30 protein-coding genes and 1 riboswitch are annotated in these 26,025 nt (G+C 63.8%); of the genes, 21 read left to right on the top strand and 9 right to left on the bottom strand.

Going from position 1 to position 26,025, the window contains the following annotated elements:
- Window positions 1–62: 62 nt before the first annotated feature.
- Complete coding sequence (gene thpR, locus UW3_RS0120835) at window positions 63–602, bottom strand: RNA 2',3'-cyclic phosphodiesterase (RefSeq protein ID WP_010225295.1); 540 nt, start codon at window positions 600–602, stop codon at window positions 63–65.
- 148 nt (window positions 603–750) lie between these two features.
- Here thpR and UW3_RS0120840 point away from each other — a divergent pair, with 148 nt between their 5' ends.
- The 12 genes from UW3_RS0120840 (at window position 751) to UW3_RS0120895 (ending at window position 12,041) form a co-directional block, all read left to right on the top strand.
- Window positions 751–1,527: an ABC transporter substrate-binding protein gene (locus UW3_RS0120840; protein WP_010225297.1), complete on the top strand. Its 777-nt coding sequence runs from the start codon at window positions 751–753 to the stop codon at window positions 1,525–1,527.
- A 24-nt stretch (window positions 1,528–1,551) separates the two neighbouring features.
- On the top strand, window positions 1,552–2,241 hold the full coding sequence (locus tag UW3_RS0120845; protein ID WP_010225298.1) for an ABC transporter permease: 690 nt from the start codon (window positions 1,552–1,554) through the stop codon (window positions 2,239–2,241).
- 13 nt (window positions 2,242–2,254) lie between these two features.
- Window positions 2,255–2,950, top strand: a complete 696-nt coding sequence (locus UW3_RS0120850) for an ABC transporter permease (protein ID WP_374045246.1) — start codon at window positions 2,255–2,257, stop codon at window positions 2,948–2,950.
- 9 nt (window positions 2,951–2,959) lie between these two features.
- Window positions 2,960–4,072 (top strand): succinylglutamate desuccinylase/aspartoacylase family protein, encoded by a 1,113-nt coding sequence (locus UW3_RS0120855; protein WP_010225302.1) that lies wholly within the window; start codon window positions 2,960–2,962, stop codon window positions 4,070–4,072.
- A gap of 19 nt (window positions 4,073–4,091) precedes the next feature.
- On the top strand, window positions 4,092–4,856 hold the full coding sequence (locus tag UW3_RS0120860; RefSeq protein ID WP_010225304.1) for an ABC transporter ATP-binding protein: 765 nt from the start codon (window positions 4,092–4,094) through the stop codon (window positions 4,854–4,856).
- Between the two features lie 82 nt (window positions 4,857–4,938).
- A complete protein-coding gene (locus tag UW3_RS0120865; RefSeq protein ID WP_010225307.1) occupies window positions 4,939–5,844 on the top strand; it encodes a MurR/RpiR family transcriptional regulator in 906 nt (301 codons plus the stop codon).
- 76 nt (window positions 5,845–5,920) lie between these two features.
- Window positions 5,921–6,433: a bifunctional diaminohydroxyphosphoribosylaminopyrimidine deaminase/5-amino-6-(5-phosphoribosylamino)uracil reductase RibD gene (locus UW3_RS0120870; RefSeq protein ID WP_010225309.1), complete on the top strand. Its 513-nt coding sequence runs from the start codon at window positions 5,921–5,923 to the stop codon at window positions 6,431–6,433.
- Between the two features lie 76 nt (window positions 6,434–6,509).
- The gene (gene lpxO / locus UW3_RS0120875) at window positions 6,510–7,409 is read left to right on the top strand and encodes a lipid A hydroxylase LpxO (RefSeq protein WP_010225312.1); all 900 of its coding nucleotides are present in this window, start codon (window positions 6,510–6,512) and stop codon (window positions 7,407–7,409) included.
- A 166-nt stretch (window positions 7,410–7,575) separates the two neighbouring features.
- Window positions 7,576–7,920: a carboxymuconolactone decarboxylase family protein gene (locus tag UW3_RS0120880; protein WP_026001434.1), complete on the top strand. Its 345-nt coding sequence runs from the start codon at window positions 7,576–7,578 to the stop codon at window positions 7,918–7,920.
- Between the two features lie 95 nt (window positions 7,921–8,015).
- Window positions 8,016–8,573, top strand: a complete 558-nt coding sequence (locus tag UW3_RS0120885) for a GNAT family N-acetyltransferase (RefSeq protein WP_010225316.1) — start codon at window positions 8,016–8,018, stop codon at window positions 8,571–8,573.
- Window positions 8,574–8,688: 115 nt separating this feature from the next.
- Window positions 8,689–8,894: riboswitch (cobalamin riboswitch) on the top strand.
- 107 nt (window positions 8,895–9,001) lie between these two features.
- Window positions 9,002–11,143, top strand: coding sequence for a TonB-dependent receptor (locus UW3_RS0120890; protein ID WP_010225319.1), 2,142 nt, complete (start codon window positions 9,002–9,004; stop codon window positions 11,141–11,143).
- A 208-nt stretch (window positions 11,144–11,351) separates the two neighbouring features.
- Window positions 11,352–12,041, top strand: a complete 690-nt coding sequence (locus UW3_RS0120895; RefSeq protein ID WP_026001435.1) for a YoaK family protein — start codon at window positions 11,352–11,354, stop codon at window positions 12,039–12,041.
- Between the two features lie 6 nt (window positions 12,042–12,047).
- Here UW3_RS0120895 and UW3_RS0120900 read toward each other — a convergent pair whose 3' ends face one another.
- Complete coding sequence (locus tag UW3_RS0120900; RefSeq protein WP_026001436.1) at window positions 12,048–12,398, bottom strand: hypothetical protein; 351 nt, start codon at window positions 12,396–12,398, stop codon at window positions 12,048–12,050.
- Window positions 12,399–12,525: 127 nt separating this feature from the next.
- Between UW3_RS0120900 and UW3_RS0120905 the strand changes: the two genes are divergently transcribed.
- Window positions 12,526–12,945, top strand: coding sequence for an RDD family protein (locus tag UW3_RS0120905; RefSeq protein ID WP_010225322.1), 420 nt, complete (start codon window positions 12,526–12,528; stop codon window positions 12,943–12,945).
- Between the two features lies 1 nt (window position 12,946).
- Here the strand turns inward: UW3_RS0120905 and UW3_RS0120910 are convergent, their stop codons facing one another.
- Window positions 12,947–13,342 carry a hypothetical protein gene (locus UW3_RS0120910; RefSeq protein WP_010225323.1) on the bottom strand — a complete coding sequence of 132 codons (396 nt, stop codon included), beginning with the start codon at window positions 13,340–13,342 and terminating at the stop codon, window positions 12,947–12,949.
- A complete protein-coding gene (locus UW3_RS28905; protein ID WP_158467534.1) occupies window positions 13,339–13,482 on the bottom strand; it encodes a hypothetical protein in 144 nt (47 codons plus the stop codon). Before UW3_RS28905 ends, UW3_RS0120910 begins: the two co-directional genes overlap by 4 nt.
- On the opposite strand from UW3_RS28905, the gene UW3_RS0120915 reads away from it, so the two are divergent.
- Entirely contained in the window at window positions 13,481–15,310 is a 1,830-nt protein-coding gene (locus tag UW3_RS0120915) for an SLC13 family permease (RefSeq protein WP_010225324.1), read from the top strand. The two genes, UW3_RS28905 and UW3_RS0120915, sit on opposite strands and share 2 nt — an antisense overlap.
- On the opposite strand, the gene UW3_RS0120920 is transcribed toward UW3_RS0120915, so the two are convergent.
- Window positions 15,282–15,989, bottom strand: a complete 708-nt coding sequence (locus tag UW3_RS0120920) for a DUF3313 domain-containing protein (protein ID WP_010225326.1) — start codon at window positions 15,987–15,989, stop codon at window positions 15,282–15,284. The genes UW3_RS0120915 and UW3_RS0120920 overlap by 29 nt on opposite strands.
- Before the next feature lies 1 nt (window position 15,990).
- A complete protein-coding gene (locus UW3_RS0120925; RefSeq protein WP_010225328.1) occupies window positions 15,991–16,302 on the bottom strand; it encodes a hypothetical protein in 312 nt (103 codons plus the stop codon).
- A gap of 150 nt (window positions 16,303–16,452) precedes the next feature.
- Here UW3_RS0120925 and UW3_RS0120930 point away from each other — a divergent pair, with 150 nt between their 5' ends.
- From UW3_RS0120930 to UW3_RS0120940, 3 genes are read left to right on the top strand one after another with little or no spacing between them, the layout of a single operon-like run.
- Window positions 16,453–17,175, top strand: coding sequence for a response regulator (locus UW3_RS0120930; RefSeq protein ID WP_010225330.1), 723 nt, complete (start codon window positions 16,453–16,455; stop codon window positions 17,173–17,175).
- Complete coding sequence (locus UW3_RS0120935) at window positions 17,172–18,503, top strand: sensor histidine kinase (RefSeq protein WP_010225332.1); 1,332 nt, start codon at window positions 17,172–17,174, stop codon at window positions 18,501–18,503. The genes UW3_RS0120930 and UW3_RS0120935 overlap by 4 nt, the downstream gene beginning before the upstream one ends.
- On the top strand, window positions 18,500–18,925 hold the full coding sequence (locus UW3_RS0120940) for a hypothetical protein (RefSeq protein WP_010225333.1): 426 nt from the start codon (window positions 18,500–18,502) through the stop codon (window positions 18,923–18,925). The genes UW3_RS0120935 and UW3_RS0120940 overlap by 4 nt, the downstream gene beginning before the upstream one ends.
- 314 nt (window positions 18,926–19,239) lie before the next feature.
- On the opposite strand, the gene UW3_RS0120945 is transcribed toward UW3_RS0120940, so the two are convergent.
- Entirely contained in the window at window positions 19,240–20,505 is a 1,266-nt protein-coding gene (locus tag UW3_RS0120945; RefSeq protein ID WP_010225334.1) for a DUF4303 domain-containing protein, read from the bottom strand.
- A gap of 304 nt (window positions 20,506–20,809) precedes the next feature.
- On the opposite strand from UW3_RS0120945, the gene UW3_RS0120950 reads away from it, so the two are divergent.
- Both UW3_RS0120950 and UW3_RS0120955 read left to right on the top strand, forming a co-directional pair.
- On the top strand, window positions 20,810–21,055 hold the full coding sequence (locus UW3_RS0120950) for a hypothetical protein (RefSeq protein WP_010225335.1): 246 nt from the start codon (window positions 20,810–20,812) through the stop codon (window positions 21,053–21,055).
- Between the two features lie 47 nt (window positions 21,056–21,102).
- A complete protein-coding gene (locus UW3_RS0120955; protein WP_026001438.1) occupies window positions 21,103–21,519 on the top strand; it encodes a glycine zipper domain-containing protein in 417 nt (138 codons plus the stop codon).
- Between the two features lie 59 nt (window positions 21,520–21,578).
- Here the strand turns inward: UW3_RS0120955 and UW3_RS0120960 are convergent, their stop codons facing one another.
- Together UW3_RS0120960 and UW3_RS0120965 are read right to left on the bottom strand one after the other, a co-directional pair.
- Window positions 21,579–22,307, bottom strand: a complete 729-nt coding sequence (locus UW3_RS0120960) for an aspartate/glutamate racemase family protein (RefSeq protein WP_010225337.1) — start codon at window positions 22,305–22,307, stop codon at window positions 21,579–21,581.
- Window positions 22,308–22,329: 22 nt separating this feature from the next.
- Window positions 22,330–23,847, bottom strand: coding sequence for an NCS1 family nucleobase:cation symporter-1 (locus UW3_RS0120965; protein WP_010225338.1), 1,518 nt, complete (start codon window positions 23,845–23,847; stop codon window positions 22,330–22,332).
- A 572-nt stretch (window positions 23,848–24,419) separates the two neighbouring features.
- Between UW3_RS0120965 and UW3_RS0120975 the strand changes: the two genes are divergently transcribed.
- Both UW3_RS0120975 and UW3_RS27415 read left to right on the top strand, forming a co-directional pair.
- A complete protein-coding gene (locus UW3_RS0120975; protein WP_026001439.1) occupies window positions 24,420–25,106 on the top strand; it encodes a GntR family transcriptional regulator in 687 nt (228 codons plus the stop codon).
- Window positions 25,107–25,227: 121 nt separating this feature from the next.
- Window positions 25,228–26,025, top strand: a 798-nt coding sequence (locus UW3_RS27415) for an amidohydrolase family protein (RefSeq protein WP_010225341.1), incomplete at its 3' end; no start/stop codon positions are given.

Consider the following 26,025-nt stretch of genomic DNA (forward strand, 5'->3'; position numbering starts at 1 on the left):
CACCACCTGATGAGCTGGCTGTACTGGCCTCATCACGGGCCAAGCGCGAAGCGCGTCGTAGACTATAACGGCCACTGCGCCAACGGCCAGTACTGGCCCTTGCGCGACTCGAACAAGGTGAAGTGCCGCGCGCGCAGCACAAAGGCTGCCGGCTCCAGGGCTTCAGGCTCACTGCCACGGTAGTCGCGGGCCAGGGTCAGGTGCGGACGGTAGTCCCGCGGGTCCTGGACAATGCCCAACGGCAGCATCGCCTGCTGCAACGCGTACGCCAACTGGCGCAAGGCCGCAGGCGTCTGGCTGGGCACCAGCACCAACGCCTTGGCCGGGCGCCACACCTCAAGCCGGTCGAGCACCAGCGTCAGCAACTCGCCGGGCACCTTGACAGCAGCGGCAGCGGCCAGGATCGCCGGCAACTGAGCAGTGCCGGCGGCACCGACGAACATCAGGGTCAGGTGAAAGTTCGCCGACGGCACCGGCCGGGCGGCGCCCATATCCAGTTCGCCGCGCCATCGGGCAATGGCCCGGCGCTGTTCTGGCCCGCAATCAAGGGCAAAGAACAGCCGCTTGAACGGCTCACCGGTTTCGCCAATGCCTGGGGCCATGCCGTGCTCTCCTTGGGTCGAATGCTGAGTCTAACCCCTGCGCGGATGTGCCGTCAGTCGCCGAACTGATATTTTTATTTTCATAAAATTGATTTCTGAAATTATTCATGTCATTTCTATGCGTACCCCACCCACCGGAGTCAAGAATATGAACAAGACCGGACTTCTAGGCGCACTGGCCCTCTGTGCCTGCAGCGCATTCGCCCAGGCCGACCAAGGCAGCCTGCGTATCGGCATCGAGGCCGCCTACCCGCCCTTCTCCTACCGCACGCCACAAGGCGAACTGGCAGGCTTTGACTACGACATCGGCAACGCCCTGTGCGCGCAGATGCAGGTCAAGTGTCAGTGGGTGATCCAGGAATTCGACGGCATGATTCCGTCATTGAAAGTACGCAAGATCGACGCGGTGCTGTCGTCGATGTCGATTACCGAGGACCGGCTGAAATCGGTCGATTTCACCGACAAGTACTACCACACGCCCGGCAAGTTCGCGATGAAGGCCGGCAGCCAGATCAACGATCCGACCACCGATCTCAAGGGCAAGCGGGTCGGCGTGCAGCGTGCCTCGACCTACGACCGCTTCGCCACCGAGCAGCTGGAAAGCGCCGGCGTCGAAGTGGTGCGCTACGCCTCGCAGAACGAAGCCTTTCTCGACCTTGCCGCCGGACGCCTGGACGCCACCCTCGCCGATATCGTCAACACCACAGAGAGCTTCATCAAGACCCCGGCCGGGCAAGGCTTTGCCCTGGTCGGCCCGGATATCAGCGATCCGCAGTACTTCGGCCGCGGCGCCGGGATTGCCGTGCGCAAGGGCGACAGCGCCAATCTGGCCAAGCTCAACGCCGCCATCGCGGCGATCCGCGCCAACGGCACCTACCAGCAGGTGCAAAGCAAGTACTTCCCGTTCGATATCTACGGCCACTAAGCCCGGCTGGCGAGGACTTTCATCATGCTTCATGGCTACGGATCGAGCATTCTCGATGGCGCCTGGCTGACCATCAACCTGGCCTTGCTGGCCATGGCCATGGCCATCTGCCTCGGCCTGTTCGGCGCGGCCTGCCGCTTGTCGCCACTCAAATGGCTGGCCCGCCTGGGTGAGCTGTACACCACGGTAGTGCGCGGCATCCCCGACCTGGTGCTGATCCTGCTGGTGTTTTATGGCGGCCAGGACCTGGTCAACCGCCTGGCATTGGCCCTGGGTTACCAGCAGTACATCGACATCAACCCGTTCATTGCCGGGGTCTGCACCATGGGCTTCATCTTCGGCGCCTACCTCTCGGAAACCTTCCGTGGCGCCTTCCTGGCCATCCCCAAAGGCCAGGCCGAAGCCGGTGCAGCCTACGGCATGAGCGCCCTGCAGGTGTTCTGGCGGATCAGCGTGCCGCAGATGGTGCGCCTGGCGCTGCCAGGCTTTACCAACAACTGGCTGGTGCTGACCAAGTCCACCGCGCTGATTTCGGTGATCGGCCTGCAGGACATGATGTTCAAGGCCAAGAACGCGGCCGATGCCACCCATCAGCCGTTCACCTTCTTTGTTGCCGTGGCCGGCCTGTACCTGCTGCTGACCAGCCTGTCGCTGCTGCTGTTGCGCGGCGTCGAGAAACGCTACTCGGTCGGCTGCAAAGCCGCCGAACTGTGAGGGGAGTTGTTTGATGCTCGACTATCAGCTGATCTGGCAAAACCTGCCGCTGTACTGCAACGGCATCCTGCTGACTTTGAAGGTACTGCTGATCTCCCTGGCCTGCGGCCTGGCGCTGGCGATCCCGCTGGCCCTGATGCGGGTCTCGCGCAACTGCCTGCTGCGCTATCCGGCCTGGCTCTACACCTATGTGATCCGCGGCACGCCGATGCTGGTACAACTGTTTCTGATCTATTACGGCCTGGCCCAGTTCGAAGCCGTACGCCACAGCGCGCTGTGGCCGTACCTGTCCAGCGCGACCTTCTGCACCTGCCTGGCGTTTGCCATCAACACCAGCGCCTACAGCGCCGAGTTGCTGGCCGGCAGCCTGCGGTCCACGGCCCGTGGCGAGGTCGAGGCGGCCCGGGCCATGGGCATGTCGCGCCTGACGATGTACCGGCGCATCCTGCTGCCTTCGGCCCTGCGCCGGGCCCTACCGCAATACAGCAATGAAGTGCTGATGATGCTGCAGACCACCAGCCTGGCCTCGATCGTCACCCTGGTCGATATCACCGGCGCGGCTAAAACCTTCAATGCCCGTTACTACCTGCCCTTCGAGGCGTTCATTACCGCCGGGCTGATCTACCTGGCCCTGACATTCATGCTGGTGCGCCTGTTCAAGCTGGCCGAGCGCCGCTGGCTGGCCTACCTCGCCCCGCGCAAGCACTAAGGAGCTTTCATGCAGCAAATTGACCATGTTCTGCCCTGGAGCGCCTGCGGCACCCAGCGCACCCTACGCCTGTTTCGCTTCGGCAGCGGCCCGCGCAAGGCCTATATCCAGGCGTCGCTGCACGCCGATGAACTGCCCGGCATGCGGGTGGCGGTCGAACTCAAACGGCGCTTGGGCGAACTTGAGGCCCAGGGCCGGCTCAGTGGCGTGATCGAGCTGGTGCCACTGGCCAACCCGATCGGCATTGGCCAGATGTTCCAGGCCACGCACCAGGGCCGTTTCGAGTTCAACAGCGGCAAGAACTTCAACCGCGATTTCCCGCCCTTGACCGAAGCCCTGGTGGCGCGCCTTGAGGGCCAACTGGGCAGTGACGGCGCGGCCAACGTGGCAACGATTCGCCGGGCCATGGCCGCAGCCCTCGCCGAGTTGCCCGCGGCGCGCAGCGAGCTCGATGGCCTGCGCCGCGTGTTGCTGCAAAGCGCCTGCGATGCTGACCTGGTACTGGACCTGCACTGCGACTTCGAATCGGTGATGCTGCTCTACGCCCTGCCGCAGAACTGGCCAAGCCTGCGCTCGCTGGCGGCCCGCCTGGGTGCCGAAGCGGTGCTGTTGGCCGAGGACGCCGGTGGCGACGCCTTCGATGAAGCCTGTGCGGTGCCCTGGCTGCGCCTGCGCGAGTACTTCCCCGAGGCCGAGATTCCCCTGGCCTGCGTGGCCACCACCGTCGAACTGCGCGGCATGGCTGATACCGGGCGTGAACAATGCCAGGCCAGCGCCGAGCAGATTCTCGGCTACCTCGCCGACCAGGGGCTGATCAGCGGAGACTGGCCCGAGGCGCCCAGCCAGTGCTGCGTCGCCACGCCCTTTGCCGGGGCCCAGTACGCCTATGCCGAACACCCTGGGGTAGTTAGCTATCTGCAACCCTTGGGGGCATGGGTGTCGGCGGGTGACCCGCTGTTCGAGGTGATCGATCCGCTCAGCGATCGCCACAGCGTGGTCAGGGCCAGCATCGACGGCATCCTCTATGCCCGTGAACGCCTGCGTTTCGCCCAACCCGGCCTGTGGCTGGCCAAGGTCGCCGGCACTACGCCGATACGCCACGGCCGCCTGCTCACCGACTGACACCAGCGAGTACTGACTGATGAACAAACTGCAAATCAACGACCTGCATAAAAGCTACGGCACCCACCAGGTGCTCAAGGGCGTCTCGCTGCAGGCCAGCGCCGGTGACGTGATCAGCATCATCGGCTCCAGCGGCTCGGGCAAAAGCACCTTCCTGCGCTGCATCAACCTGCTTGAGCAACCCAACGCCGGCGAGATCCTGGTCAACGGCGAGCAGCTGAAGCTGCGCAGCTGCCCCCGCGGCGGGCTCCGGGCCGCCGACCCGCGTCAGCTGCAACGCCTGCGTGCGCGGCTGAGCATGGTCTTTCAGCACTTCAACCTGTGGTCGCACATGAGCGCGCTGGACAACGTCATGGAAGCCCCGGTGCAGGTGCTGGGCATCAACCGCAAGGAAGCCCGCGACAAGGCCGAACACTACCTGCACAAGGTCGGCGTCAGCCATCGCCGCGACGCCTACCCTGCGCACATGTCCGGCGGCGAACAGCAACGGGTGGCAATTGCCCGCGCGCTGGCCATGGAGCCGGAAGTGATGCTGTTCGACGAGCCGACGTCGGCGCTCGACCCGGAACTGGTCGGCGAAGTGCTCAAAGTCATGCAGGACCTGGCCAGCGAAGGCCGGACCATGGTGGTGGTCACCCATGAAATGGGCTTTGCCCGCGAGGTGTCCAACCAGTTGCTGTTCCTCCACCAGGGCATTGCCGAAGAACGTGGCCACCCTCGTGAAGTGCTGGCCAGGCCGCAGTCCGAGCGGCTGCGCCAGTTTCTCGCCGGCAGCCTCAAGTAAGCCCCCAGGCCTCGCCCCGACTGCACGCCGGGGCGAGGCTTGGGATACACTGCGGCGCATCTTTCAGGGAGCCTTGCAACGGATGTCGAGCACGCCGAAGAACACCACCGTCTACGCCTCGCCGGTCATGCGCAAGCTGTCGGAAAGCCTCGCCGAGTTGCAACCGTCGTTGCGCAAGGTGGCCGACTACATCCTGCGTCACCCGCTCAAGGCGGCCACCCTGACCATCGAAGAGATGGCCCAGGCCACCGCCACCTCGCCCGCCGCCGTCAACCGCCTGGCCAAGGCCCTGGACCTGGGCGGCTACAGCGGCATGAAGGCCGAGCTGGTGAGCACCCTGCAACAAATGGTCTCGCCCGTGGACAAGCTGCGCAATGAACTGGCCCAGCGCCCCGGTGGCGAGTTCGGCCTGCACGAGCAGATCCACAGCGCCAGCAGCAACCTGGCGACCACCCGCAGCATCAACCCGGCGGACACCTTCGAGGCCTTCATCACCTGCCTGACCCAGGCCCGCAAGGTCTATGTGCTGGGTTTTGGCAACAGCGTCTACCTGGCGGGCCTGGCGGCCTCGACCCTGGTACCGTTCTGCGCCGATGCCTGCGCCATCAGCATGGAGGGCGGCAACGAAAACGCCGCCTACCGTCTGGCGGCGATCACTGACCAGGACGTGCTGTTGGCGATTTCCCTGCCGCGTTACTCCCAGGACACCCTGCAGCTCTCACGCTTTGCCCATGAGCGCGGCGCCACGGTGCTGGCGATTACCGACTCGCCGGCCTCGCCGCTGGCGCCCATCGCCCGTCATACGCTGTTCGCCGCCGCCGATCACCCGGTGCTGACCAGCTCCAGCATTGCCGTGCTGGCACTGATCGAAGGCCTGGTGGCCGGGGTCATGGCGCGTAACAAGGAAGCGGTGCAACTGGCCACCGAACTGACCGAGAGCGTGATGTCCTACCTGCATGTACCCGGCAACAAAATCACCCGCAAGTGAGGCGGCAAAGACGCGCAAGCTGAATTACGCTGTGTACGCGCCTGTGCGCACTCACTACCCCAGGAGCTGAACGACAATGGATTGTTTTTCACCCAGCGATAAGCTGTTCATGCATCAGGCCCTGAGCGAAGGCCGCCGCGCCTTGCCCGCCTGCCTGCCCAACCCGCCAGTGGGCTGCGTGCTGGTGCGCAACGGCCAGATCATCGCCCGCGGCTTCACTCAAGCGCCCGGCCAGCACCATGCCGAAGCCATGGCCATGGCCCAGCTGGACGGCGATGCCGACGACGTCACCGCCTACGTGACCCTTGAGCCCTGCTCCTTTCATGGCCGCACACCTTCCTGCGCCACCGCCTTGGTCAAGCGCGGCATCCAGCGTGTGTGCGTGGCCATGCTCGACCCCGATCCACGCAATGCCGGGGCCGGTATCGCACTGCTCGAGGCCGCGGGCATCGAGGTGCTGGTGGGCGTGCTGCAAGCCCAGGCCGCTGGGGACCTCGGTCGCTACCTCAAGCATCCGCCTGGCGCTGAACCGTTAACGCAAACGCTTGCGCCTAGCACTATGGTCGGGCACACAACCGGTAACATTTAGTACAAACCAGGGAGATGATTGTTTATGCTGGCGGGCTTATGCCATGGCGCATCGCCACATCGACAAGTATCCGCCCATGAAAATCTTCCTCGTTTTACTGTTCGTGTTCTCCATTGCCTACGTCCATTTCCGTGGCCGGGTGCGGCACAAAGTCACCCGCCAGCTGGGTGATCACTCAAGCTTCCTGGCCCCGGTCAACGTGTTCCTGTACCTGTTCTCCAAGCTGCCGGCCAAGCCTTACCTGCCGGTTGAATCCTTCCCCGAGCTCAAGCCGTTGCAGGACAACTGGCAGGAAATCCGCGCCGAGGCCCAGCAACTGCTGCATGTCGGCGAGATCAAGAGCTCGCAGAATTACGACGACGTCGGCTTCAACTCGTTCTTCAAGAGCGGCTGGAAGCGCTTCTACCTGAAGTGGTACGGCGAAAGCCACCCGTCGGCAATGAAGCTGTGCCCGCGCACCACCGAGCTGCTGCAAGGCATCGGCACGGTCAAGGCGGCGATGTTCGCCACCCTGCCTCCGGGCTCCAAGCTGGTGCGCCACCGCGACCCTTACGCAGGCTCGTACCGTTACCACCTGGGCCTGGACACGCCCAACGATGACGGCTGCTACATCTGCGTTGACGGCGAGAACTACGCCTGGCGCGACGGCGAGGCGGTGGTGTTCGATGAAACCTACATCCACTACGCCTCGAACCAGACCGAACACAACCGCATCATTCTGTTCTGCGACGTCGAGCGTCCGCTCAAGTACCGCTGGGCCACGGCGTTCAACCGCTGGTTCAGCCGCAGCGTGATGGCCGCGGCGGCCGCGCCCAACGATGCCGGCGACAAGACCGGTGGCATCAACCGGCTGTTCACCCGCATCTACAAGATCCGCGAGCGCGGCAAGGCGCTGAAGAAGCGCAACCGCACCCGTTACTACCTGGAGAAATGGGCGGTGGTGGCGGCGTTGGTGCTGGTGTTCATCTATATCTGATTCAGACCGCTATCGCAGGCAAGCCAGCTCCTTGTAGGAGCGGGCTTGCCCCGCGATGGGTCCCCTCCTAAAGTCCTGCTTTTCCCCGACCATCGACCAACGGCGCCCTGCCGCAAAAAAAACTAGCTTCACTGTTCTAGTTGCCAACCACACCAAGGTGAAGACAATGAGCATGATGGACTGGGATGCCTACCGTAATCAGTTGATGGCCGGCATTGGCGATCTCAAGCAACTCTCTCCCGACACGGTCAACGGTTACATGACCGCCAGCGGCGCCGGAGCCAAGACCAACCACCTGGACGCCAAGACCCGCGAGCTGATCTCCCTGGCCGTGGCGGTGACTACCCGCTGCGACGGCTGCATCGCCGTGCATTCGGCCCAGGCGGTCAAGCAAGGCGCCAGCCGCGAGGAAATCGCCGAAGCCCTGGGCGTGGCCGTGGCGATGAATGCCGGGGCGGCGCTGGTGTACTCGGCGCGGGCCCTGGATGCGGTGGGCAAGGCAGAGCAGTAAATTCCCCACAAGTGAGTGCGCGGCCAACGCCGCGCCTCACCCACTTCCTGGCATTTTCGCATAAGCTAGCAGGCGAACCGTTTTCAGGAACCCCCATGATCCACATCCGCCCCATGACCGCCGCTGACTTCGAGCGCTTCTGGCCGACCTTCCAGGCCATTGTCAGCGCCTGCGAAACCTATGCCTTCGACCCGGCCATGAACCAGGAGCAAGCCCGCCAGCTGTGGCTGGACGCGCCGCTGCAGACCCTGGTGGCCGAAGAAGATGGCGTGCTGCTCGGCTCCTACTTCCTCAAGGCCAATGCCGCCGGCCCCAGCAACCATGTCAGCAATTGCGGCTACATGGTTTGCGATGCCGCCCGCGGGCGCGGTGTGGCCCGGTTGATGTGCGAGCATTCGCAGCAGTTGGCGCGGGAGCTGGGTTTTCTGGCCATGCAGTTCAACTCGGTGGTGTCGAGCAACGAGGTGGCGGTGGCCTTGTGGCAGAAGCTTGGCTTTGCAATCGTCGGGCGCTTGCCCAAGGCCTACCGGCATGCGCGCCTGGGGCTGGTGGACAGCCTGGTGATGTACAAGTGGCTGGAGGAGCCGAAGCAGCCGGTGCTGATCGGGCGCAAGAATATCGAGGCGGTGGTTTCGCGCAAGCGCGGGCGTTGAATCTGTATTGACTGTGCTGGCCTCATCGCGGGTCAAGCCCGCTCCTACAGGAGCCGGCTTGCCGGCTGATCTGCTCAGATTCCCAAGCCGTTGACTGCAAAGGCTTTCAGTGTTCAGATGCGCGCCAGTTTCAGGTGTCCTGCGCCGCCGTGCGCAGGGTGAAACGGGAAGCCGGTGCGTCATGCCAATGACTAGTCCGGCGCTGCCCCCGCAACGGTAAGCGAGCGAAGCCTTCGAAACACCACTGTGCTCCGGCATGGGAAGGTGAAGGCCTTCATGACCCTCGCAAGCCCGGAGACCGGCCTGAGGCTTTTGTTTGGCAACCCCGCGGTGGGCGGGCGCAGGCCGGTTGGCGTTCGCCTGCGCGCGCCATTCCTCCGTGCGTTGTTCCCTCCGGGATTCATTCTTCCTGTTGACTGTGGAACGACATGTCCCGTAACTCCAAGCTTCACACCCTGGCGGCCAATGCCCTGGCTCCCTGCCTGGCCTTCTGCGTGCCGGCTTTCGCCGATGACACCCGCCCTTCTACCTTGGCCCTGCCCTCGACGGCCATCACCAGCAGCAGCGACAACGAAACCATCAGCCTGGCCACCCCGCTGCCGACCGGCTCGCGCCTGAACCTCAGCGCCATGGACACCCCGGCCAGCACCAGCAGCCTCGCAGGCGAGGTCATCGAGGGACGCAACAACCTCACCGTGCAAGACGCCGTGACCCGTTCGCCGGGCATCACCTCGGTGGCCACCCCGGGCAACGGCAACACGGCGCTGTCGGCCCGCGGCTTCAGCGGTCACGGCTCGGTGATGACCCTGTTCGACGGTTCGCGGATGTACACCGGCGCCGGCACCCAGAGCTTCCCGGTCGACCCGTGGATGGTCGAGCGCATCGACGTGATCCGCGGCCCGGCCTCGGTGCTGTACGGCGAAGGCGCCACGGGTGCGGTGATCAACGTGATCGCGAAAAAGCCGTTTGCCGGCGAGATCCGCAACCAGCTGCGCCTGGGCTACGGGTCTTACGATCGCCAGCAACTGGGCCTGGACAGCGGCGGTTCGCTGAGCGAGCGGCTGAGCTACCGGATGACCCTCAACCGCCAGGCAAGCAACGGCTGGATCGACCGTGGCGACTCGAAGAACCTGGCCATGAGCGCCGCCCTGCGCTTCGACGCCAGCGACGACCTGAGCTTCACCCTCGCCCACGAGCGCGGCGACGCCGAGCCGATGAACTACTTCGGCACGCCGCTGATCGACGGCCATTACCGCGACAGCCTGGGCAAGAAAAACTACAACCTCAAGGATTCGGCCCAGCACTACCACGACGAATGGACCCGCTTTAACACTGATTGGGCCATCAGCGATTCGATCAGCGCCAGCAACCAGCTGTACTACCTCAAGAGCCGCCGGCACTGGCGCAACGCCGAGGACTACAGCTGGAACAACAGCGTCGGCCAACTGCAGCGTGGCAGTTACCTTGAAATCAAGCACGACCAGGAGCAGATCGGCGACCGTCAGAGTTTTACCTTTGACCATTCGCTGTTTGGCCTGGCCAGCAAGACCGTGGTCGGCGCCGAATACAACCGCATCCGTTTCGGCATCGACAGCAACTCGCCGTACAACGACATCGGCGGCGACTTCATCAACCCATGGCAGCCGGCGCCAGGGTACTTCCACAGTAAAGATCCGACCCGCCCGCAGACCGACAGCACCACCCGCACCTTTGCCCTGTTCGCCGAGAACCGCACGCAGCTGTCGGAGCGCTGGTCGCTGGTGACCGGCATTCGCCGCGACCAGAACCACATCGACCGCAACAACCTGGTCAACGACACCCGCACGGACCGCAGCCTCAACGGCGGCAACTGGCGCGCCGGGCTGGTGTTCGCGGTCAACGACGAGCTGAGTCTGTACGGCCAGTACTCCACCAGCGAAGATGGCGTCAGCGACCTGGTCACCTTGAGCCCGACTCAGCAGCAGTTCGACCTGACCGAAGCCAAGCAGACCGAATTCGGCCTCAAGCAACTGTTCTGGGACGGCCGCGGCGAGTGGACCCTGGCGGCCTATCACATCGTCAAGAAGAAGCTGCTGGTCGATAACCCCGACACCCATCAAAAGGAACAGGCCGGGCAGCAGACCTCCGATGGCCTGGAAGCGACCCTGGAACTGGCCCTGGCCAACCAGTGGCACGTCTCGGCCAACGCCTCGTTGGTGCGCGCCAAGTACGACGATTTCGACCAGACAGTGGGCGGGCAAACCGTCTCCCGTGCCGGCAACCGCCCAAGCAATGTGCCACGGCGTACCGCCAACCTGTGGGTCAGCAAAGGCTTGAGCCACAACGTGGATGCTGGCATGGGCCTGCGTTATGTCGATGAGCGTTATGCCGACACCGCCAACTCCCGGAGCGTGCCGGGCTTTACCGTGGTCGATGCCAACCTGGGCTGGCAGGTGCTGCCGGATGTGCGCCTGGGCTTGCAGTTGAACAACCTGCTGGACCGGCGTTATGCGGCCACCGCACACAGTGGCGAGCAGTGGCTGATGGGTGAGCCGCGGTCGTACTTTGCGACGGTGGATTACACCTTCTGAGGTGAACCCGGGCTGCTTTGCAGCCCATCCCCGGCAACGCCGGCTCCCATAGGGAGTTGCGATCACCGCTGGGCAAACCCGAAGTTGACAGCTTATGTATACTGGCAGGCGCTTGGCTCCCGGTCCGAACACCCTGCCATTGCCGGACTCGAAGCACGGCTGAGGCAACAACGCTAACCCCACTCATCGCCTATCGGGAGCGCCAAGGATGCTGCCAGGTTCTACCTCCTCGTCTGCCAGAGCCGCCCGGTTGCGCGGCAAGGTCGGTCTGTACTTTGTCGCCGCGCTGTCGGTGCTGGCCGGCATGACCGACGCCATTGGCTTCATGGCCACCGGCGATTTCGTTTCGTTCATGAGCGGCAACACCACACGCCTGGCGGTATCGCTGGGCGACGGCGAGCTGGGGCCGACCCTGCGCATCGCTGCCGTGCTGCTGGCCTTTGTCGTGGGCAACGCCCTGGGGGTGGTGATTGCGGGCCTGAGCGGTCGCCGCCCATGCCCATTGTTGCTGGTCATCGCCGCGCTGCTGGCACTGGCGGCGTTGCTGCCGAGCACGCTGCAACTGCCGGCCCTGGTGTCGGCAGTCGCCGCCATGGGCATGATCAACGCCGTGGTCGAGGAAGTGAACGGCCTGCCGATCGGCCTCACCTACGTCACCGGCGCCCTCTCGCGCTTCGGCCGTGGCCTGGGCCGGGCGCTGCTGGGCGAGCGCCGGCAAGGCTGGCGGGTGCAGTTGATTCCCTGGACCGGGATGTTCGTCGGCGCCGTGCTCGGGGTGCTGCTGGAGCAGGCTTTCGACCTGGCGGCGCTGCTGTTCAGCGCCGTGCTGGCGACGACGCTGGGTTTGCTCTCGCTGAAAATCCCGCGACGCTGGCAGCTCAGGTACATGCCCCGCTAGGCAGGCTTACAGGCAGGTGGCCAGGGCAGCCATGCGGCGCAGGGCGACACTGTCGTTGTGCTTGGCGTAGTAGCTGACTGCGGTGCTGCCGCCCTGGGCGCGGATGTCGGCAAAAGATTCGGCCTCGCGGGTGTACACGGTGAAGCCGCCTTGTTTGCCAGGCTCCAGGTAACCGCTGGCGTCGACGCCAAAGACCTCCTCGTCCTGCCAGCCGAACTGGATGCACTGGGCAACCACATCCGCCGCCTTGCTCGAACTGAAGGCCTTGGTGGGCGCCTGGCTGCGCGCCGCCTCCATGGCCGAAGACGCACAACCGGCCAACAACGCTGCAGCGACCATCGCCATTACTACCCGCATGACTCATCCTCGTCGAAAAAAACGTGACTGTAGCATTGCCCTGGCGTCAAAGAGACAACCCGGATGCATAAAGCACCGGCCGCCCTGCAGTCGTGTGCCTTACAACCAGGAATGCGAGCCTCCGACCATGCACGTCTCCCGCACCACCCTGATCATTCGCCGCATCGGCGCCTGGTTGCTCGATACCCTGCTCGCCTTCGGCGCCTGGTTCGCCCTGGCCCTGTTGGGCCTTGGCCGTGGCGAAGACGGCATGCTGCTGATGCAACTGCTGTACTTTCCGCTGTTCGAGTACCTGATGCGCGGGCAAACACCGGGCAAGCTGCTGCTCGGGCTGAGCGTGATCAACCGTGCCGGCCAGCCCCCCAGTTTGCTCCAGGCGCTGCTGCGCGGCATCACCCGGCCGATCGAGGCAGCCTTCGGCCTGATCGTGGTCTGGCTGTGCGCCGAGTCGCGCTATTGCCAGCGGCCCGGCGACTGGCTGGCGCGCACCTATGTAATGGACACCCGCGACCTCAGGGCGCTGCGCCAGCAATTGAGCGAAGGTTGACCTACAGCGGCTCGTCGGCCTCTGCGGCTTCGATCGCGCGCTTGTTGCCAAAACCGATGGCCAGGCCGATAGCACCGGCCACATACAGCCCGGCCAGGCACAGAAAAACGGACGCCTCGAAACCGAAAATCAGCTGCGAAATACCCGCCATCGCCAACACCAGCAGGCTGCCGAATACATTGGTATCGGCGTTCTTGTGATTGAGCAGAAAGGTACCCAGCACAGACAGGGCCACCAGGCTCAAGCAGATGGCAATGTAGGAGAAGGCCTTGTTATCCCAGATCAGGAACACATTGACCTTGGTGGTGTAGTCGATGATGTAGCCGATCAGCGTGATGCAGCCGATCAAACCGAAAGCCAGGGCGGTGCCCTTCCAGTTGCTGGTGTTCTGGCTCAAACCTTTCTTCCTTGAATGATGAAAAACGCCGGCAACTCTACCACCAATACCCGGTGATGCCCCTCGCGCTGCAGCACATCAACAAACACGCGGGGATTTTCTGCCAGACTTGCAGCCTTCAGGTACCAGGAAGATTGCATGAATCCCCAACTGCTCTGGGTGCTCGGCTTGCTGTTCGCCGCCGTGGCCCTGTTCATCGCCAATCGGCCGCGCATGGACGTGGTCGCCCTGCTGGTGATCGTCGCCCTGCCGCTGCTGGGCATCCTCAGTGTGCAGGAAGCCCTGGCCGGGTTCAGCGACCCCAACGTGGTGCTGATCGCCGCCCTGTTCGTGATCGGCGAAGGCCTGGTGCGCACCGGCATCGCCTACCGCATCGGCGAGTGGATGGCCGACCGCGCCGGTAACAGCGAAGCGCGGCTGATCGTGTTGCTGATGGTCTGCGTAGCCGGGCTGGGTTCGGTGATGAGTTCCACCGGGGTGGTGGCGATCTTCATTCCGGTGGTGCTGAGCATCGCTGCGCGGATGAAGGTCTCGCCCAGCCGCTTGATGATGCCGCTGGCTTTCGCCGGGCTGATCAGTGGCATGCTCAGCCTGGTGGCAACCCCGCCCAACGTGGTGGTGCACAGCGAACTGGTGCGTCATGGCGAAAGCGGTTTCAGCTTCTTCAGCTTTACCCCGTTCGGCCTGGTGGTGCTGTTGCTTGGCGTTGGCTACATGCTGCTGACCCGCCACTGGCTGGGCGGTGAAGTGCGCAAGGACGGCAGCGCGCAAACCCGCCGTACCCTGCTCGACCTGATCATCGACTACAAGCTTGCCGGCCGCGAACGGCGCCTGCGTGTGCGCCCCGGCTCGCCGCTGATCGGCCATAGCCTCAGCGAGCTGAAACTGCGCACCGAACACGGCGCCAGCGTGGTCGGCATCGAGCGCCAGCACAAGTTCACCACCCGCGTGCTCAGCCCCGATTCGAGCACCACGGTGCACGAAGGCGATGTGCTGCTGCTCGACCTGTTCGCGCCCAAGGACGACCTGCGCAGCCTATGCCAGGGCATGCAACTGGAACCGCTGCACTTCAAGGCGGCCTACTTCATCGACCAGTCCCAGGAAGTGGGCATGGCCGAAGTGGCGGTGCCGCCGGGCTCGCAGCTGATCGGCAAAAGCCTGCTGGAACTGACCTTCCGCAGCCGCTGGGGCCTCAACGTGGTCGGCCTGCGCCGCGACCAGGCCGCCATTGAAGAACAACTGGTGGAAGAAAAGCTCAAGCTCGGCGACACCCTGCTGGTGATCGGCACCTGGAAAGCCATTCGCCAGTTGCAGACCCAACCACGGGACTTCCTGGTGCTGAGCCTGCCGGCCGAAATCGACAATGTCGCCCCGGCCGGCAATCGCGCGCCCTATGCGCTGATCAGCCTGGCGGTAATGGTCGGGTTGATGGTCAGCGGCGTGGTGCCCAACGTGATTGCCGCGCTGATTGGCTGCCTGCTGATGGGCGCCGGGCGCTGCATCGACATGAACAGCGCCTACCGCGCCATCCACTGGCAAAGCCTGGTGCTGATCGTCGGCATGCTGCCATTTGCCCTGGCCCTGCAGAAAACCGGCGGCATCGCCCTGGCCGTGCACGGCCTGGTGCAAATGCTTGGCAGTGCCGGGCCCTATGTGATTCTCGCCAGCCTGTTCGCCATCACCGCAATCATCGGCCTGTTCATCTCCAACACCGCCACCGCGGTGCTGATGGCGCCGGTGGCGGTGACCACCGCCGAGCAACTGGGCGCCTCGCCCTACCCCTTTGCGATGATCGTCGCCCTGGCGGCTTCGGCAGCGTTCATGACCCCGGTGTCATCGCCGGTCAACACCCTGGTGCTCGGCCCCGGCCAGTATCGCTTCGGCGATTTCGTCAAGGTCGGGGTGCCGTTCACCCTGCTGGTGATGGTGGCCAGCGTGATCATGGTGCCTTGGCTGTTTGCCCTGTGACGGCACCGCGCTTTCGCTGCTGCAGGGTTTCGGCGGCTACCCGCCAGTCCCGCGCCCAGCCATCGAGCACCACCTTGAGGTTGTCGGCGGTCATCACCTGATCGTCGTTCTCCAGCGGCAGGCCGGTGCCCTTGCGCACCACTTCGGCAACCACCGCGCGGCTGCCGCCATCGAGGAACGCCGCCTCGGTGGCGATCACGCTGTCGAGGTCGCGAATGCCCACCGCGCTGCTGACCCCGGCCGCCACCAAGGTCACCGGCAGGTACTCATAGAAGTGCAGCGCCTGGGTATGGGCGCCCACCGAGGTGATCGCCGGGCGCACGATCAAGGTGTGCGGCCCGGGTTGCTCGACCAGGTTGAGGACCTTGCCCAGTTCACGCTTGAGCGCCGCATCGTAGTACTGGGTGACCGCTTTGAGCGTGGCCGCGGGGATCTGCGCGCTGGCCTTGGGCATCGGGTAGAACTGGCTCGGGGCGATGTACACCTGGCTGTAGCGCTCCATGCGCAGCTTGGGGCTGACCCAGCGCAGCACCGCGTCACCGGAGGCGGTCTTGTGCTCGCTCAACTGGTCATAGTTGCGCAGAAAGCCCGAGTACTCCTTGGGGCTGACCTTGTTCTGGCTGCAACCGGCCAGCAACAGCGAGGCACTCAGCAGCGGTACGATCAATTGTTTACGCATCTCAGCCTCCGAAACCGTCATTGGCCGGGTTCGGGGTGCTGGTGGAGCGGTCCACGTGCAGCTCGCCCTGGCTCATGATCCAGTGCACCAGTTCGCCCAAGGGGATCTTGTAGCTGTACTCCATCCACTGGTTGCTGGTGGGGCTGTAACGCTCGAAATAGTGGCTGAGGATCATGTGCCTGCCGTCGCTGGACAAGCCCAGGCGCGAGTCCTGGTAACTGAGCAGCGCATTGCGCCAGAGTTCCTGGGTACGCAGGTCGAGGGTCAGCGACTGGCTGCTGTCGAAGCCGTTGGTCGGGTGTGTGGCCGGCATGGAAAACTCCCTTGAATGAACGGGCCACAGCGTGCCCCAGGGCTTTTGCAGGCTGATGTCCGCTTTGTGTCGGCGCTGCAGGAATGTTGCGAGATTGAAATAAATGACCGGCAGCGCAGAATGGTTTTAGATACGCACTTTTCACGGCCCATGGACCGCAACGTGAGCAGACTGCTGATTGTCGATGACGACCTGGAAATTTGTGCCCTGCTGAAGAAGTTCTTTGTCCGCCACGGCTATGAAGTCGACCTGGCCGGCAACGGCGAGGCCATGTGGGCGGCCATCGAACTGCAGCGCCCGGACATCATCATTCTCGACCTGATGCTGCCCGGCGAAGGCGGCCTGAGCCTGTGCCAGAAGCTGCGCGCCAGCACCGGCATCCCGATCATCATGCTCACCGCCATGGACGAGCTCAGCGACCGCATCGTCGGCCTGGAGCTGGGCGCCGACGACTACCTGGGCAAGCCCTTCGATGCCCGCGAACTGCTCGCCCGCCTGCGTGCGGTGCAGCGCCGGGCCGGTGAGCAGCTGCGGCCAAGCAGCGAGGAAAGCCGCCCGCTGATTCATTTCGACAACTGGCAGTTGGACGTCACCCGGCGCGAGCTGCGCACCCCTGAAGGCGTCATGGTGCCGTTGTCGGCCGGCGAGTTCGACCTGCTGCTGGTATTCCTCGAACACCCGCAGCGCATCCTCACCCGCGAGCAGTTGATTGACCTGGCCCGCGGCCAGGGCCATGAAGCCTTTGACCGTAGCATTGACGTGCAGGTCAGCCGCTTGCGGCGCAAGATCGAACCCGACAGCAAGCGCCCGGAGTTGATCCGCACGGTGCGCAATGGCGGTTACCTGTTCAGTGCCAAGGTCAGCCGCTCGTGATCCGCCTCGACCTGCGCCGCGACAGCATCAGCCGGCGCATTGCCCTGACCATCATCGCCGCGATGCTGACCTCGGTTGTGCTCAATGTATTGTTCGTGCAACTGGCCGGGGTCTGGGCGCGTCCGCCGTTGACCCAGACCGGCCTGCTCGAACAGATCGCCGTGACCACCCGCACCCTCGAAGCCGCGCCGCCTGAACTGCGCCCGACGCTGGCCAGCGCGGCCAGCAACCCACTGCTGCAAGTGCAGTGGAGCCGCCAGCGCGCCGACCTGCAACTGCCCGGGCCAGGGGCACGAATTACCCTGGAGGAAGCCCCGCCGCTGCAGCGCCTGTTGGCCGACAGCCCGCGACACCTTGAAGGCTTTCAGCCCAGCGACTGGCCGGCAGACAGCCCTGATGCCCATTACAAACTGGTCATGCAGATCAACGATGGCAGCTGGCTGGCCTTCACCCCACCGTACCGCAGCTGGGGCCTGAGTGTGGCCATGCGCTTTACCATCATCGGCGTCCTGGCGCTGGTTGCCGCACTGCTGGTGGCCTGGGTCGGCACCCGTCAACTGGCCGGGCCCCTGCAGCGTTTCGCCCGTGCCGCGCGGCGCTTTGGCAGTGACTTTCGCGCCCCGCCCATTGGCCTTGAAGGCCCCCATGAATGGCGCCAGGCAATCACCGCCTTCAACACCATGCAGGCGCAGATCCAGCACTTCGTGGCCGAACGCACGCAGATGCTCGCGGCCATTTCCCATGACCTGCGCGCGCCCCTGACGCGCATGCGTTTGCGCGGCGAGTTCATCGACGACCCGGAGCAACAGCGCAAGCTGTTCCGTGATGTCGATGAAATGCAGAGCATGATCAATGCGGCACTGGGGTTCTTTCGTGACGAGACCCGGCTGGAAGAAACCACCCCGTTCGACCTCGCCGAACTGCTGCAGACCCTGATCGACGACTATCGCGATCAACACATCGATGTGGCCTTCGACGGGCCGTCCAACCTGGTCTTCATCGGTCGGCCGCTGGGCTTGAAACGCGCCGTGACCAACCTGCTGGAGAACGCCCTGAAGTATGCGCGCGAGCCCGAAGTGCGGCTGAGCAGCACCGAACACGCCATCGTGATCGACATCAGTGACCGTGGCCCGGGCATTCCCGACGCGTCACTGGAAGACGTGTTCATGCCGTTCTTTCGCCTGGAGTCCTCACGCAACCGCGATACCGGTGGCGTTGGCCTGGGGCTGTCGTCGGCGCGCTCGGCGGTGCGTGAACAAGGCGGCGAGCTGCAGCTGAGCAACCGCCGCGGCGGCGGCCTGGTGGCGCGTATCGAGTTGCCACGGTGATCAAGTGGCGAGCGCGACGGCTTGAGCCGCGAGACCTGGGGCTGGCCCTCTACCTGCTCAGCCTGGTGCTACCCGCGGTGCACAGCGAGGAGCACAACTGGCTGCGCGAGGTCTACAGCCAAACCACCAACTCCGGCTTTCTGGCCTCCATCCTGGGCTTGCCGGTCATGCTGTTCGGCTACTTCGCCTGGCTGGCGAACCCATTGTTCCTGGCGGCGTACCGGACCCGCAGCGCCAGACGCAGGCTGATCTATGCCCTGCTGGCCTTGCTGGCCGGGTTGTCGGTGCAGTGGCAATTGGTGAGTTTGTATGACGAGGACGGTCAGTTCACCGTTACCGGATACACCTATGGGTATTACGTCTGGTTGCTGTCCTTTGTATGGTTGGGTGTTTGCGGCGCCAGGCGAGCAGGCGCCGGCTGATGAGTCGACTGGACGGGCCCCATCGCTGGCAAGCCAGCTCCCACAATAGATCTGCATGCACCGAACCTGCGGGAGCTGGCCTTGCCAGCGATCGAGCGCGAAGCGGTCGTAATCCAGACGCCACCTTATCTGGCAAGCCAGCTCCCACAATTGATCTGCACACACCGAACCTGTGGGAGCTGGACTTGCCAGCGATCGAGCGCGAAGCGGTCGTAAACCAGCCAACATGGCCTCATCGCGGCTCAAGCCCGCTCCCACAGTGGGGCTGTGTCCGCTGGACCAGTGGCGGCCAAGACAAAGGCAGGTTGCTCGTCTCAGTGTTGCAGCGACTCAAGGGTCAAGCCAGCCAGGTAGGCCACCTTCGGGTCAGCATCTTTGAGGCATTCCTGCAGCGCGGCCAGGGCCGCTGCTAGCTTGCGCTTGCCCAGGCGCCGGTTGTTTAGCACACAGGCGGCATGGCGGCGAATGGCGACATGCTCAGACGTCAGGCCGCGCACGGCTTCGTCAATATCGCTGGTGTCGATGGTGCAGTAACTGGAGCCCGGCTTGATCGTCTCCTCAGCTTCCGTTGCGCACTGCGGATAGCGCTGCAGCAGGGTTTCGAGAGGACGGTAATCCAGTACCAGCCGCTGCGCGCCCTGATCACGAAAAGCCCTGAGGCTGGCGCAACAGCCAGCCACCGAAAGGTTAGCCAGTTGCGCATCAGCCGCCTGCGCCAGCAACCAGTCAAAATCGCCCAGGTAACCCAGGGCGCTGGCACTCCAGCGACGCGTGCTCGGGTCTTTGCCGTTGACCACTTGCAGGCGCAACGCGTCGATTGCCGCCGCCTCGGCGACCCCGGCCAGGCCGAGGATCATCGCCGCCCGCCATCGCTGCGGGCCGTTTTGCAAAGTGTGCACCAGCGCAGCCGTTGCGCTGCGGCCACGGCCAATCAGCCAGCGGCTGGCCTCCTCACCATCAATAGCCTGGGGGCGGGAGAGGCAGTTCAGGTAGTAGCTGACCTGCTGGTCTTCTGCGAGCGTAGCGACACGACGGCGCTCCTGTTCGGTGGCGTCCTGCTCGGGGAAATGATGCACAAACTGGCGTGGCGAAAGGCTTTTGGCCGCCAGCTCCGGCCCGCCGTATTCATCATGGAAAAACACAATGAAGTCCTTGGCGACCCGTGGGTCTCTGGCGTAAATGCGGTTCAAGGCCTTGGCGGCGCGCGCCACAGTCCTCAAAAAGCGCTGTTCGGCGGCTTGCCAGGCATCAGGCCCGGCACGGTTGGCATAGGTCTGCAGCGGCTCATCCAAGGCATTGAGGGCAGCGTTGCCGTAATCCTCCAGCAACCAGTCCCAACGCCAGTCCGCCGGGTTCCACTGCACACCCCAGAAACCTTGCTGCTTGCGCCGGGGATGATCCTCATCCAGTGCCGCCAGGCTGTTGGCGGCAAACGATGGCAGGTCGATGACCCGTTCCTCTTCACGGTAGCTGGCATGAAAGGCGGCGCCGTAAAGGGGGGCGACCCCGTCGGCAAGCAACGCCTCGAGCGTTGCCCGAGCCGAGTCGACCAGGCTGTTTTCCAGCGCTTTCCAGTCCATGTTTGTGCCCCCCTCCCTGCGAGAAAAAACAAAAGCCCGACCGAAGTCAGGCTTGAAGGCGAGCAACTTGGCCCAGGTGTGGGTGCCTGTCAACTTCACGGTTGCTAGCGGCGACCAGCACAAGGCCTTAACGACGGCTTAACCGGCCAGGTTTTATCCTGAGCGTCCTCCCTTCAGAACGTTTGGCCCACTTCGGTGGGCCTTTTTTGTTGCTGCAAATTACAACGCTGGCGCGGAAACAAAATCCCGGAAACACAGTCTGAGTTATTACCTTCCCTACCGCCCTGCGGATCAAGGACCCTCAGTGCTGAAACAGCTGACGCAAATCGCCGTGATCGCCAGCGTACTGGCCGCCTCCGGTTGCTACTACCACGATTACGACCGCGACGATTACCGCCGTGGCGACCGTGACCACCGCTACTCCCGCGACTGGGATGATCGCGACGGTTACGAGCATCGCAGCTACAAACGCTACCGCGATGACGACCGCTACCGAAACTACGACCATGACCGCCGTCGCGACCGTGACGACGACGATGATGACGATTGATCTGCCCTGTTTCACCCCTAACTCCCGAATTACCTGAGGCTAAAAACATGCGTATTTCATTACCTGCATTGACGCTGGGTATCCTGCTCTCCCAGGGCGCCATGGCCGCCGGGGATGGTACTGCCGCCATCGGCGGTGGCCTGGGCGGGGCGCTGGGTAACGTGGTCGGTCAGCAGATCGGCGGCAGCACGGGCGCGGCCATTGGTGCCGGCGTCGGTGGCGCGGCCGGTAGCGCAGTGGGCGCGCGCAAGGGCAACCGCACCGAGGCCGCGATTGGCGGCGGCCTGGGCTCGGCCGGTGGCTCGGTGATTGGCAACCAGCTGGGCGGGCGAACCGGCTCGACCATCGGTGCCGGCCTGGGCGGCGCGGCCGGTGGCGCCCTGGGCAACAACATTGCCGATGACGACCGGCACAGTTCCGGTGGGCATAAACACAAGCACAAGCGTAAGTACAAACACCACTGAGTAAAAAGGCCCGCACATTGCGGGCCTTTTTCATCAGCAGCGGCTGTTTACTGTGGGATTCATCCCAATAACGCCCGAGGCCACCCCAGAATCTGCTTCTGCCGCGGCGTCGCATAGGTGCGCACCTTGGACGTACTCAACTTCAAGCGCACCAGGGATTCTGCCAACGCCACCGCCGCCGTCACCCCATCCACTACCGGCACCCCGGTGCGCGCCTGAATCCGTTCCTCCAGCCCGACCATGCCACCGCAGCCCAGGCAAATCACCTCGGCCTTGTCGACCGTGACCGCCTGCTCGGCTTCACGCACCACCGACTCGATCGCCCGCTCCGGGTCTTCCTCCAGCTCCAGCACCGCCAGGCCACTGGCGCGTACCGAGGCGCAGCGGCTGTCCAGCCCGGCCAGCTTCAGGCGGTCTTCGATCAGCGGCACGGTGCGGTCCAGGGTGGTGACCACCGAATACCGATGGCCCAGCAACATGGCGACGCTGGCCGCCGCCTCGGTGATGTCCACCACTGGCACATTGAGCAGCTCCTGCAGGCCTTCGCGGCCGTGCTCGCCGTACCCGGCCTGGATTACCGCATCGAACGGCTGGTCATAGCTGAGTACCCGTTCCATCACCGCCACCGCAGCCAGGTAGCTTTCAAAATTGCCCTCCACCGATTCTGCGCCAAAACGCGGGGTCAGGCCGACGATCTCGGTGCCTGGCGAAGCCACGCTGCGCGCCTGGCGGGCAATGGCGTCGGTGATCGATACCGTGGTGTTGACGTTGACGACCAAAATTCTCATTGCGGTATTCCTTGTGCAGAACTCAGTGCTGGGCGCTGTCGACGGCAAAGTGCTCGCCGGAACAGTCCACGTAGTGTTTGTTGCGATCAGAGATCAGGTAGTACACGCCGCCGGCGATGGCGGCGCCGAAGAACCAGGAGAACGGCGTCAGGGCACTGAAGGCCGGCACCAGTGACAGCACCACGGCGGCGATGGCCGAGGGCACCAGGGCGGCCACCGCCTTGTAGTTGACCCCGCGGGTGTAGTGATAGGTGCCGCTGGCCGCTTCGCTGTACAGGTCAGGCACATGCACCTGGGCTTTGCGGATCAGCCAGTAGTCGACCATGATGATCCCGTACAGCGGCCCCAGCAGCGCGCCCAGGCCGGAGAGGAAGTAGACGATCACCAGCGGGCTGTTGTAGAGGTTCCAGGGCAGGATCAGCACCGCCAGGGTGGCGCTGATCAGTCCGGCACGGCGAAAGTTCAGGCGGCTGGGCGCCAGGCTCGAGAGCACGAACGCAGGCGCAACGAAGTTGGCCATGATGTTCACCGCCACGGTGACGATCAGAAACGCCAGGCAACCGAGGACCAGGAAGGTCTTGTCGGGAATCGCGGCAACGATCTGGGTCGGGCTGTCGATCACCCGGCCATCGATGCTGAACTGCGCCCCGGCCAACACAAAGCTGATCACCGCAAACACCAGGATGTTCACCGGCAGGCCCCAGAAGTTGCCGACGCGGATGGTCTTGCGGCACGGCGCCGAGCGGGCGAAGTCGCAGAAGTTGAGGATCAGCGTGCCGTAGATCGCCAGCCACAGCGCGCCACCGGCAAACACCTGGGTCCACATGGCCCAACCGCTCAGCGGCTCACCGACCGACCAGGCCAGTTGGCCGTCGACCCGCAGGTACATCCAGATCGCCAGGATCAGCACGGTGGAAAGAATCACCGGCCCGGCGAAGGATTCGTACTTGCGCACCATCTCCATGCCGAAGGTGAGGATCACCAGCTGCACCAGCCAGATGGCGATAAAACTCGCCCAGCCGAGGCTGGACAGGCCGAGGATCGTGTCATGGTCGAAGCGTGCGAGGTCGGGCGACACCGCCACCAGCAGCACCCGCAACACCACCGAGGCCAGGTAGGTCTGGATGCCGAACCAGGCAATGGCGATCACCGCACGGATGATCGCTGGCAGCTGCGCGCCATAAATGCCGAAGCTCATGCGGCTGATCACCGGGAACGGTACCCCGGTTTTCTGCCCCATGTACCCCGAGAGGTTCATGAAGAAGTACACCAGCACGGCACCGATGCTCAGTGCTGCGAGCATCTGCCAGCCGGAGAGGCCGAGGGCGAACAGGCCCATGGCGAAGGAATAGTTGGCGATGTTGTGCACATCGTTGGTCCACAAGGCAAAGATGCTGTAACCGCCCCAGCGCCGGCCTTCGGCCTTGGTCGGCGCAAGGTCGGCGTTATGCAGCTTGGGGCTAAGCCCCCCCTGCTCGACCGATGCGGCCTGCGGCGGCAGGTAGGAGGTTTGCAGCGGGTTGGAAGTATCCGATTGCATGTTCCCCGGGCTCCTTCTGCAGCCCCTGAATGAGGGTACCGCAGCGAATTATTGTTGGATTTGAAGAGTGGGACCGCAGTGTTGGCGCTGCCCTGCGCCGATGCATACAAAGATTGCATACAATTTTTGTATTACGATTATCGATGAACAATTTGTGTGCCAGATGGCAGGCAGCGGAAAATCCTCCGGCGTCGTAAAAGGCCAATATCTCGTTGATTTTTATCTGATAAATATTTTTTTATGAGCTGCTGAACGGCTGATTAAACTGACCAAACGGTCAAACACTAGAGGTAGAAAACTGAGAAATCAGGTAACGGGCCAGTGAATATGTACCCACTCAACAGCTACTTAAGTACACACATGAATATAAATATGTACCCAATCACCTGTGGGAGCTGGCTTGCCAGCAATGAGGCCAGTCCAGCCAGCACATAAGGTGGCGCCTGAATTGCGACCGCTTCGCGCTCGATCGCTGGCAAGTCCAGCTCCCACAGGTTCATCTGCTACACAGTGGTGCACAGCAGCCCACATTTGCGGCATGCTTATAAGGTCAAGGCATATCGGAGCTGGTAATGACGGAAAAACACCCCGCATCGACGGTAGAGCGCGTCTACCAAGGGGTTCACGAGGCCATCAGAAAACGCACCCTGCGCCCCGGCATGAAGCTGGGCGAGTCGTCGTTGGCCGAGCTGTTCAAGGTCAGCCGCACCTCGGTGCGCGCAGCGCTCAAGCAACTGGAAGCCGACGGCCTGGTGTCCACCGAGCTGAACAAGGGCGCCTGGGTGTCACTGCCCAGCGACGATGACATCCGTTCGGTGTTCGAAACCCGCCGGCTGATCGAAATCGGCATTGTCACCGAGCTGTGCCGACGCGCCGACCCCGAGATCCTCGCGCCGCTGCACCAGCACGTTGCCGAAGAAGAAGCCGCCGCCGACGCCGGCGACCATGGGCGCTACGTCCACCTGCTCGGCGAGTTCCACCTGCGCCTGGCCGAAGTGCTCGACAACCCGGTGCTGCTCGATTGGTTCCGCAAGCTGATCGAGCGCGGCTCGCTGTACGCCTCGACCCTGGATGACGAGCGCCATGAAGCCTGTCGCGGCAACGAACACCTGCGCCTGCTGAGCCTCATCGAAGCCGGTGATCAGGCTGCGGCCATCGAGCTGGTGTGCACCCATTTGCGCGGTATCGAAGAGGCGATTCTCAAGGCCACGCAAACGCTCAAGGCCGACTATCACCCGCTCAAGCACCTGCTGGGCTGAGGCAGCGCCAGGCCCGGGGTTCGCATTCAGAAATCCACTGCAACCGATTCCAATATTTAATTTGTGGATAGGCGCGGTCTTTCTATAGGGTGTGAATCAGTAGTCGGCAAAGGGCTGTGAAATGATCGATCGTGTATTCGTCAACGCTGTTGCTGCCGATGGCAGCCCGCTCAACCTCGCGGTTGCCGACGGGCGCATTGTCAGCTTGGGCAGCGAACGTCCGGCCAGCGCAGGTGCCGAGGTCATCGACCTGGCAGGCCACCTGGTGCTGCCAGGTCTGGTTGACGGTCACATCCATCTGGACAAGAGCTTTGTCGGCGACCGCTGGCACCCGCATCAACCGGCCGCCAGCCTGCGTGAACGCCTGGCCATCGAAAAGCGTGAACTGGCCAGTGCCCCGCCGATGCTCGAACGGGCCGAGGCGCTGATCCGCCAGGCGGTGTCGTTCGGCACCGTGGCCATGCGCAGCCATGTCGACGTCGACGCCACCACCGGCCTGCGCAACCTGCAGGCGGTGCTGGAGGCGCGGGAAAAATGGCGCGGCATCGTCGACATCGAGCTGGTGGCGTTTCCGCAAGCCGGAGTGATGTCCTGCCCCGGCACCGCCGAAGTGCTCGATGCGGCGATCCGTGAGGGCGCCGACGTGATCGGCGGTATCGACCCCACTACCCTCGACGGCGACGCCGACGGTCAGCTCGATGTGGTCTTCGGCATTGCCGAGCGCCATGCTGTAAAGATTGATATCCACCTGCACGAGCCCGGCCTGCAAGGTATCGAACAACTGCAACGGATCGCCGCCCGTACCCGTGCCGCCGGCCTCAATGGCCGCGTCGCAGTCAGCCATGCCTATGCCCTGGGCCAGGTCGACGACGAGGTAGTGGCGCGCACCGCTGCCACTCTTGCCGAAGCCGGAGTGGCG

The sequence above is a fragment of the Pseudomonas donghuensis genome (assembly GCF_000259195.1).
Classification (GTDB): Bacteria; Pseudomonadota; Gammaproteobacteria; order Pseudomonadales; family Pseudomonadaceae; genus Aquipseudomonas; species Aquipseudomonas donghuensis.

What these genes read in the sequence shown, in the direction of transcription:
- UW3_RS0120845 (WP_010225298.1), top strand. Translation starts at nt 1,552, where the DNA reads ATGCTTCATGGCTACGGATCGAGCATTCTCGATGGCGCCTGGCTGACC.
- UW3_RS0120975 (WP_026001439.1), top strand. Translation starts at nt 24,420, where the DNA reads ATGACGGAAAAACACCCCGCATCGACGGTAGAGCGCGTCTACCAAGGG.
- UW3_RS0120865 (WP_010225307.1), top strand. Translation starts at nt 4,939, where the DNA reads ATGTCGAGCACGCCGAAGAACACCACCGTCTACGCCTCGCCGGTCATG.
- UW3_RS0120925 (WP_010225328.1), bottom strand. Translation starts at nt 16,302, where the DNA reads ATGCCGGCCACACACCCGACCAACGGCTTCGACAGCAGCCAGTCGCTG.
- UW3_RS0120915 (WP_010225324.1), top strand. Translation starts at nt 13,481, where the DNA reads ATGAATCCCCAACTGCTCTGGGTGCTCGGCTTGCTGTTCGCCGCCGTG.
- UW3_RS0120880 (WP_026001434.1), top strand. Translation starts at nt 7,576, where the DNA reads ATGAGCATGATGGACTGGGATGCCTACCGTAATCAGTTGATGGCCGGC.
- UW3_RS0120955 (WP_026001438.1), top strand. Translation starts at nt 21,103, where the DNA reads ATGCGTATTTCATTACCTGCATTGACGCTGGGTATCCTGCTCTCCCAG.
- thpR (WP_010225295.1), bottom strand. Translation starts at nt 602, where the DNA reads ATGGCCCCAGGCATTGGCGAAACCGGTGAGCCGTTCAAGCGGCTGTTC.
- UW3_RS0120905 (WP_010225322.1), top strand. Translation starts at nt 12,526, where the DNA reads ATGCACGTCTCCCGCACCACCCTGATCATTCGCCGCATCGGCGCCTGG.
- UW3_RS0120930 (WP_010225330.1), top strand. Translation starts at nt 16,453, where the DNA reads ATGGACCGCAACGTGAGCAGACTGCTGATTGTCGATGACGACCTGGAA.
- UW3_RS0120850 (WP_374045246.1), top strand. Translation starts at nt 2,255, where the DNA reads ATGCTCGACTATCAGCTGATCTGGCAAAACCTGCCGCTGTACTGCAAC.
- UW3_RS0120920 (WP_010225326.1), bottom strand. Translation starts at nt 15,989, where the DNA reads ATGCGTAAACAATTGATCGTACCGCTGCTGAGTGCCTCGCTGTTGCTG.
- UW3_RS0120870 (WP_010225309.1), top strand. Translation starts at nt 5,921, where the DNA reads ATGGATTGTTTTTCACCCAGCGATAAGCTGTTCATGCATCAGGCCCTG.
- UW3_RS0120900 (WP_026001436.1), bottom strand. Translation starts at nt 12,398, where the DNA reads ATGCGGGTAGTAATGGCGATGGTCGCTGCAGCGTTGTTGGCCGGTTGT.
- UW3_RS0120965 (WP_010225338.1), bottom strand. Translation starts at nt 23,847, where the DNA reads ATGCAATCGGATACTTCCAACCCGCTGCAAACCTCCTACCTGCCGCCG.
- lpxO (WP_010225312.1), top strand. Translation starts at nt 6,510, where the DNA reads ATGAAAATCTTCCTCGTTTTACTGTTCGTGTTCTCCATTGCCTACGTC.
- UW3_RS28905 (WP_158467534.1), bottom strand. Translation starts at nt 13,482, where the DNA reads ATGCAATCTTCCTGGTACCTGAAGGCTGCAAGTCTGGCAGAAAATCCC.
- UW3_RS0120840 (WP_010225297.1), top strand. Translation starts at nt 751, where the DNA reads ATGAACAAGACCGGACTTCTAGGCGCACTGGCCCTCTGTGCCTGCAGC.
- UW3_RS0120960 (WP_010225337.1), bottom strand. Translation starts at nt 22,307, where the DNA reads ATGAGAATTTTGGTCGTCAACGTCAACACCACGGTATCGATCACCGAC.
- UW3_RS0120885 (WP_010225316.1), top strand. Translation starts at nt 8,016, where the DNA reads ATGATCCACATCCGCCCCATGACCGCCGCTGACTTCGAGCGCTTCTGG.
- UW3_RS0120860 (WP_010225304.1), top strand. Translation starts at nt 4,092, where the DNA reads ATGAACAAACTGCAAATCAACGACCTGCATAAAAGCTACGGCACCCAC.
- UW3_RS0120890 (WP_010225319.1), top strand. Translation starts at nt 9,002, where the DNA reads ATGTCCCGTAACTCCAAGCTTCACACCCTGGCGGCCAATGCCCTGGCT.
- UW3_RS0120855 (WP_010225302.1), top strand. Translation starts at nt 2,960, where the DNA reads ATGCAGCAAATTGACCATGTTCTGCCCTGGAGCGCCTGCGGCACCCAG.
- UW3_RS0120895 (WP_026001435.1), top strand. Translation starts at nt 11,352, where the DNA reads ATGCTGCCAGGTTCTACCTCCTCGTCTGCCAGAGCCGCCCGGTTGCGC.
- UW3_RS0120945 (WP_010225334.1), bottom strand. Translation starts at nt 20,505, where the DNA reads ATGGACTGGAAAGCGCTGGAAAACAGCCTGGTCGACTCGGCTCGGGCA.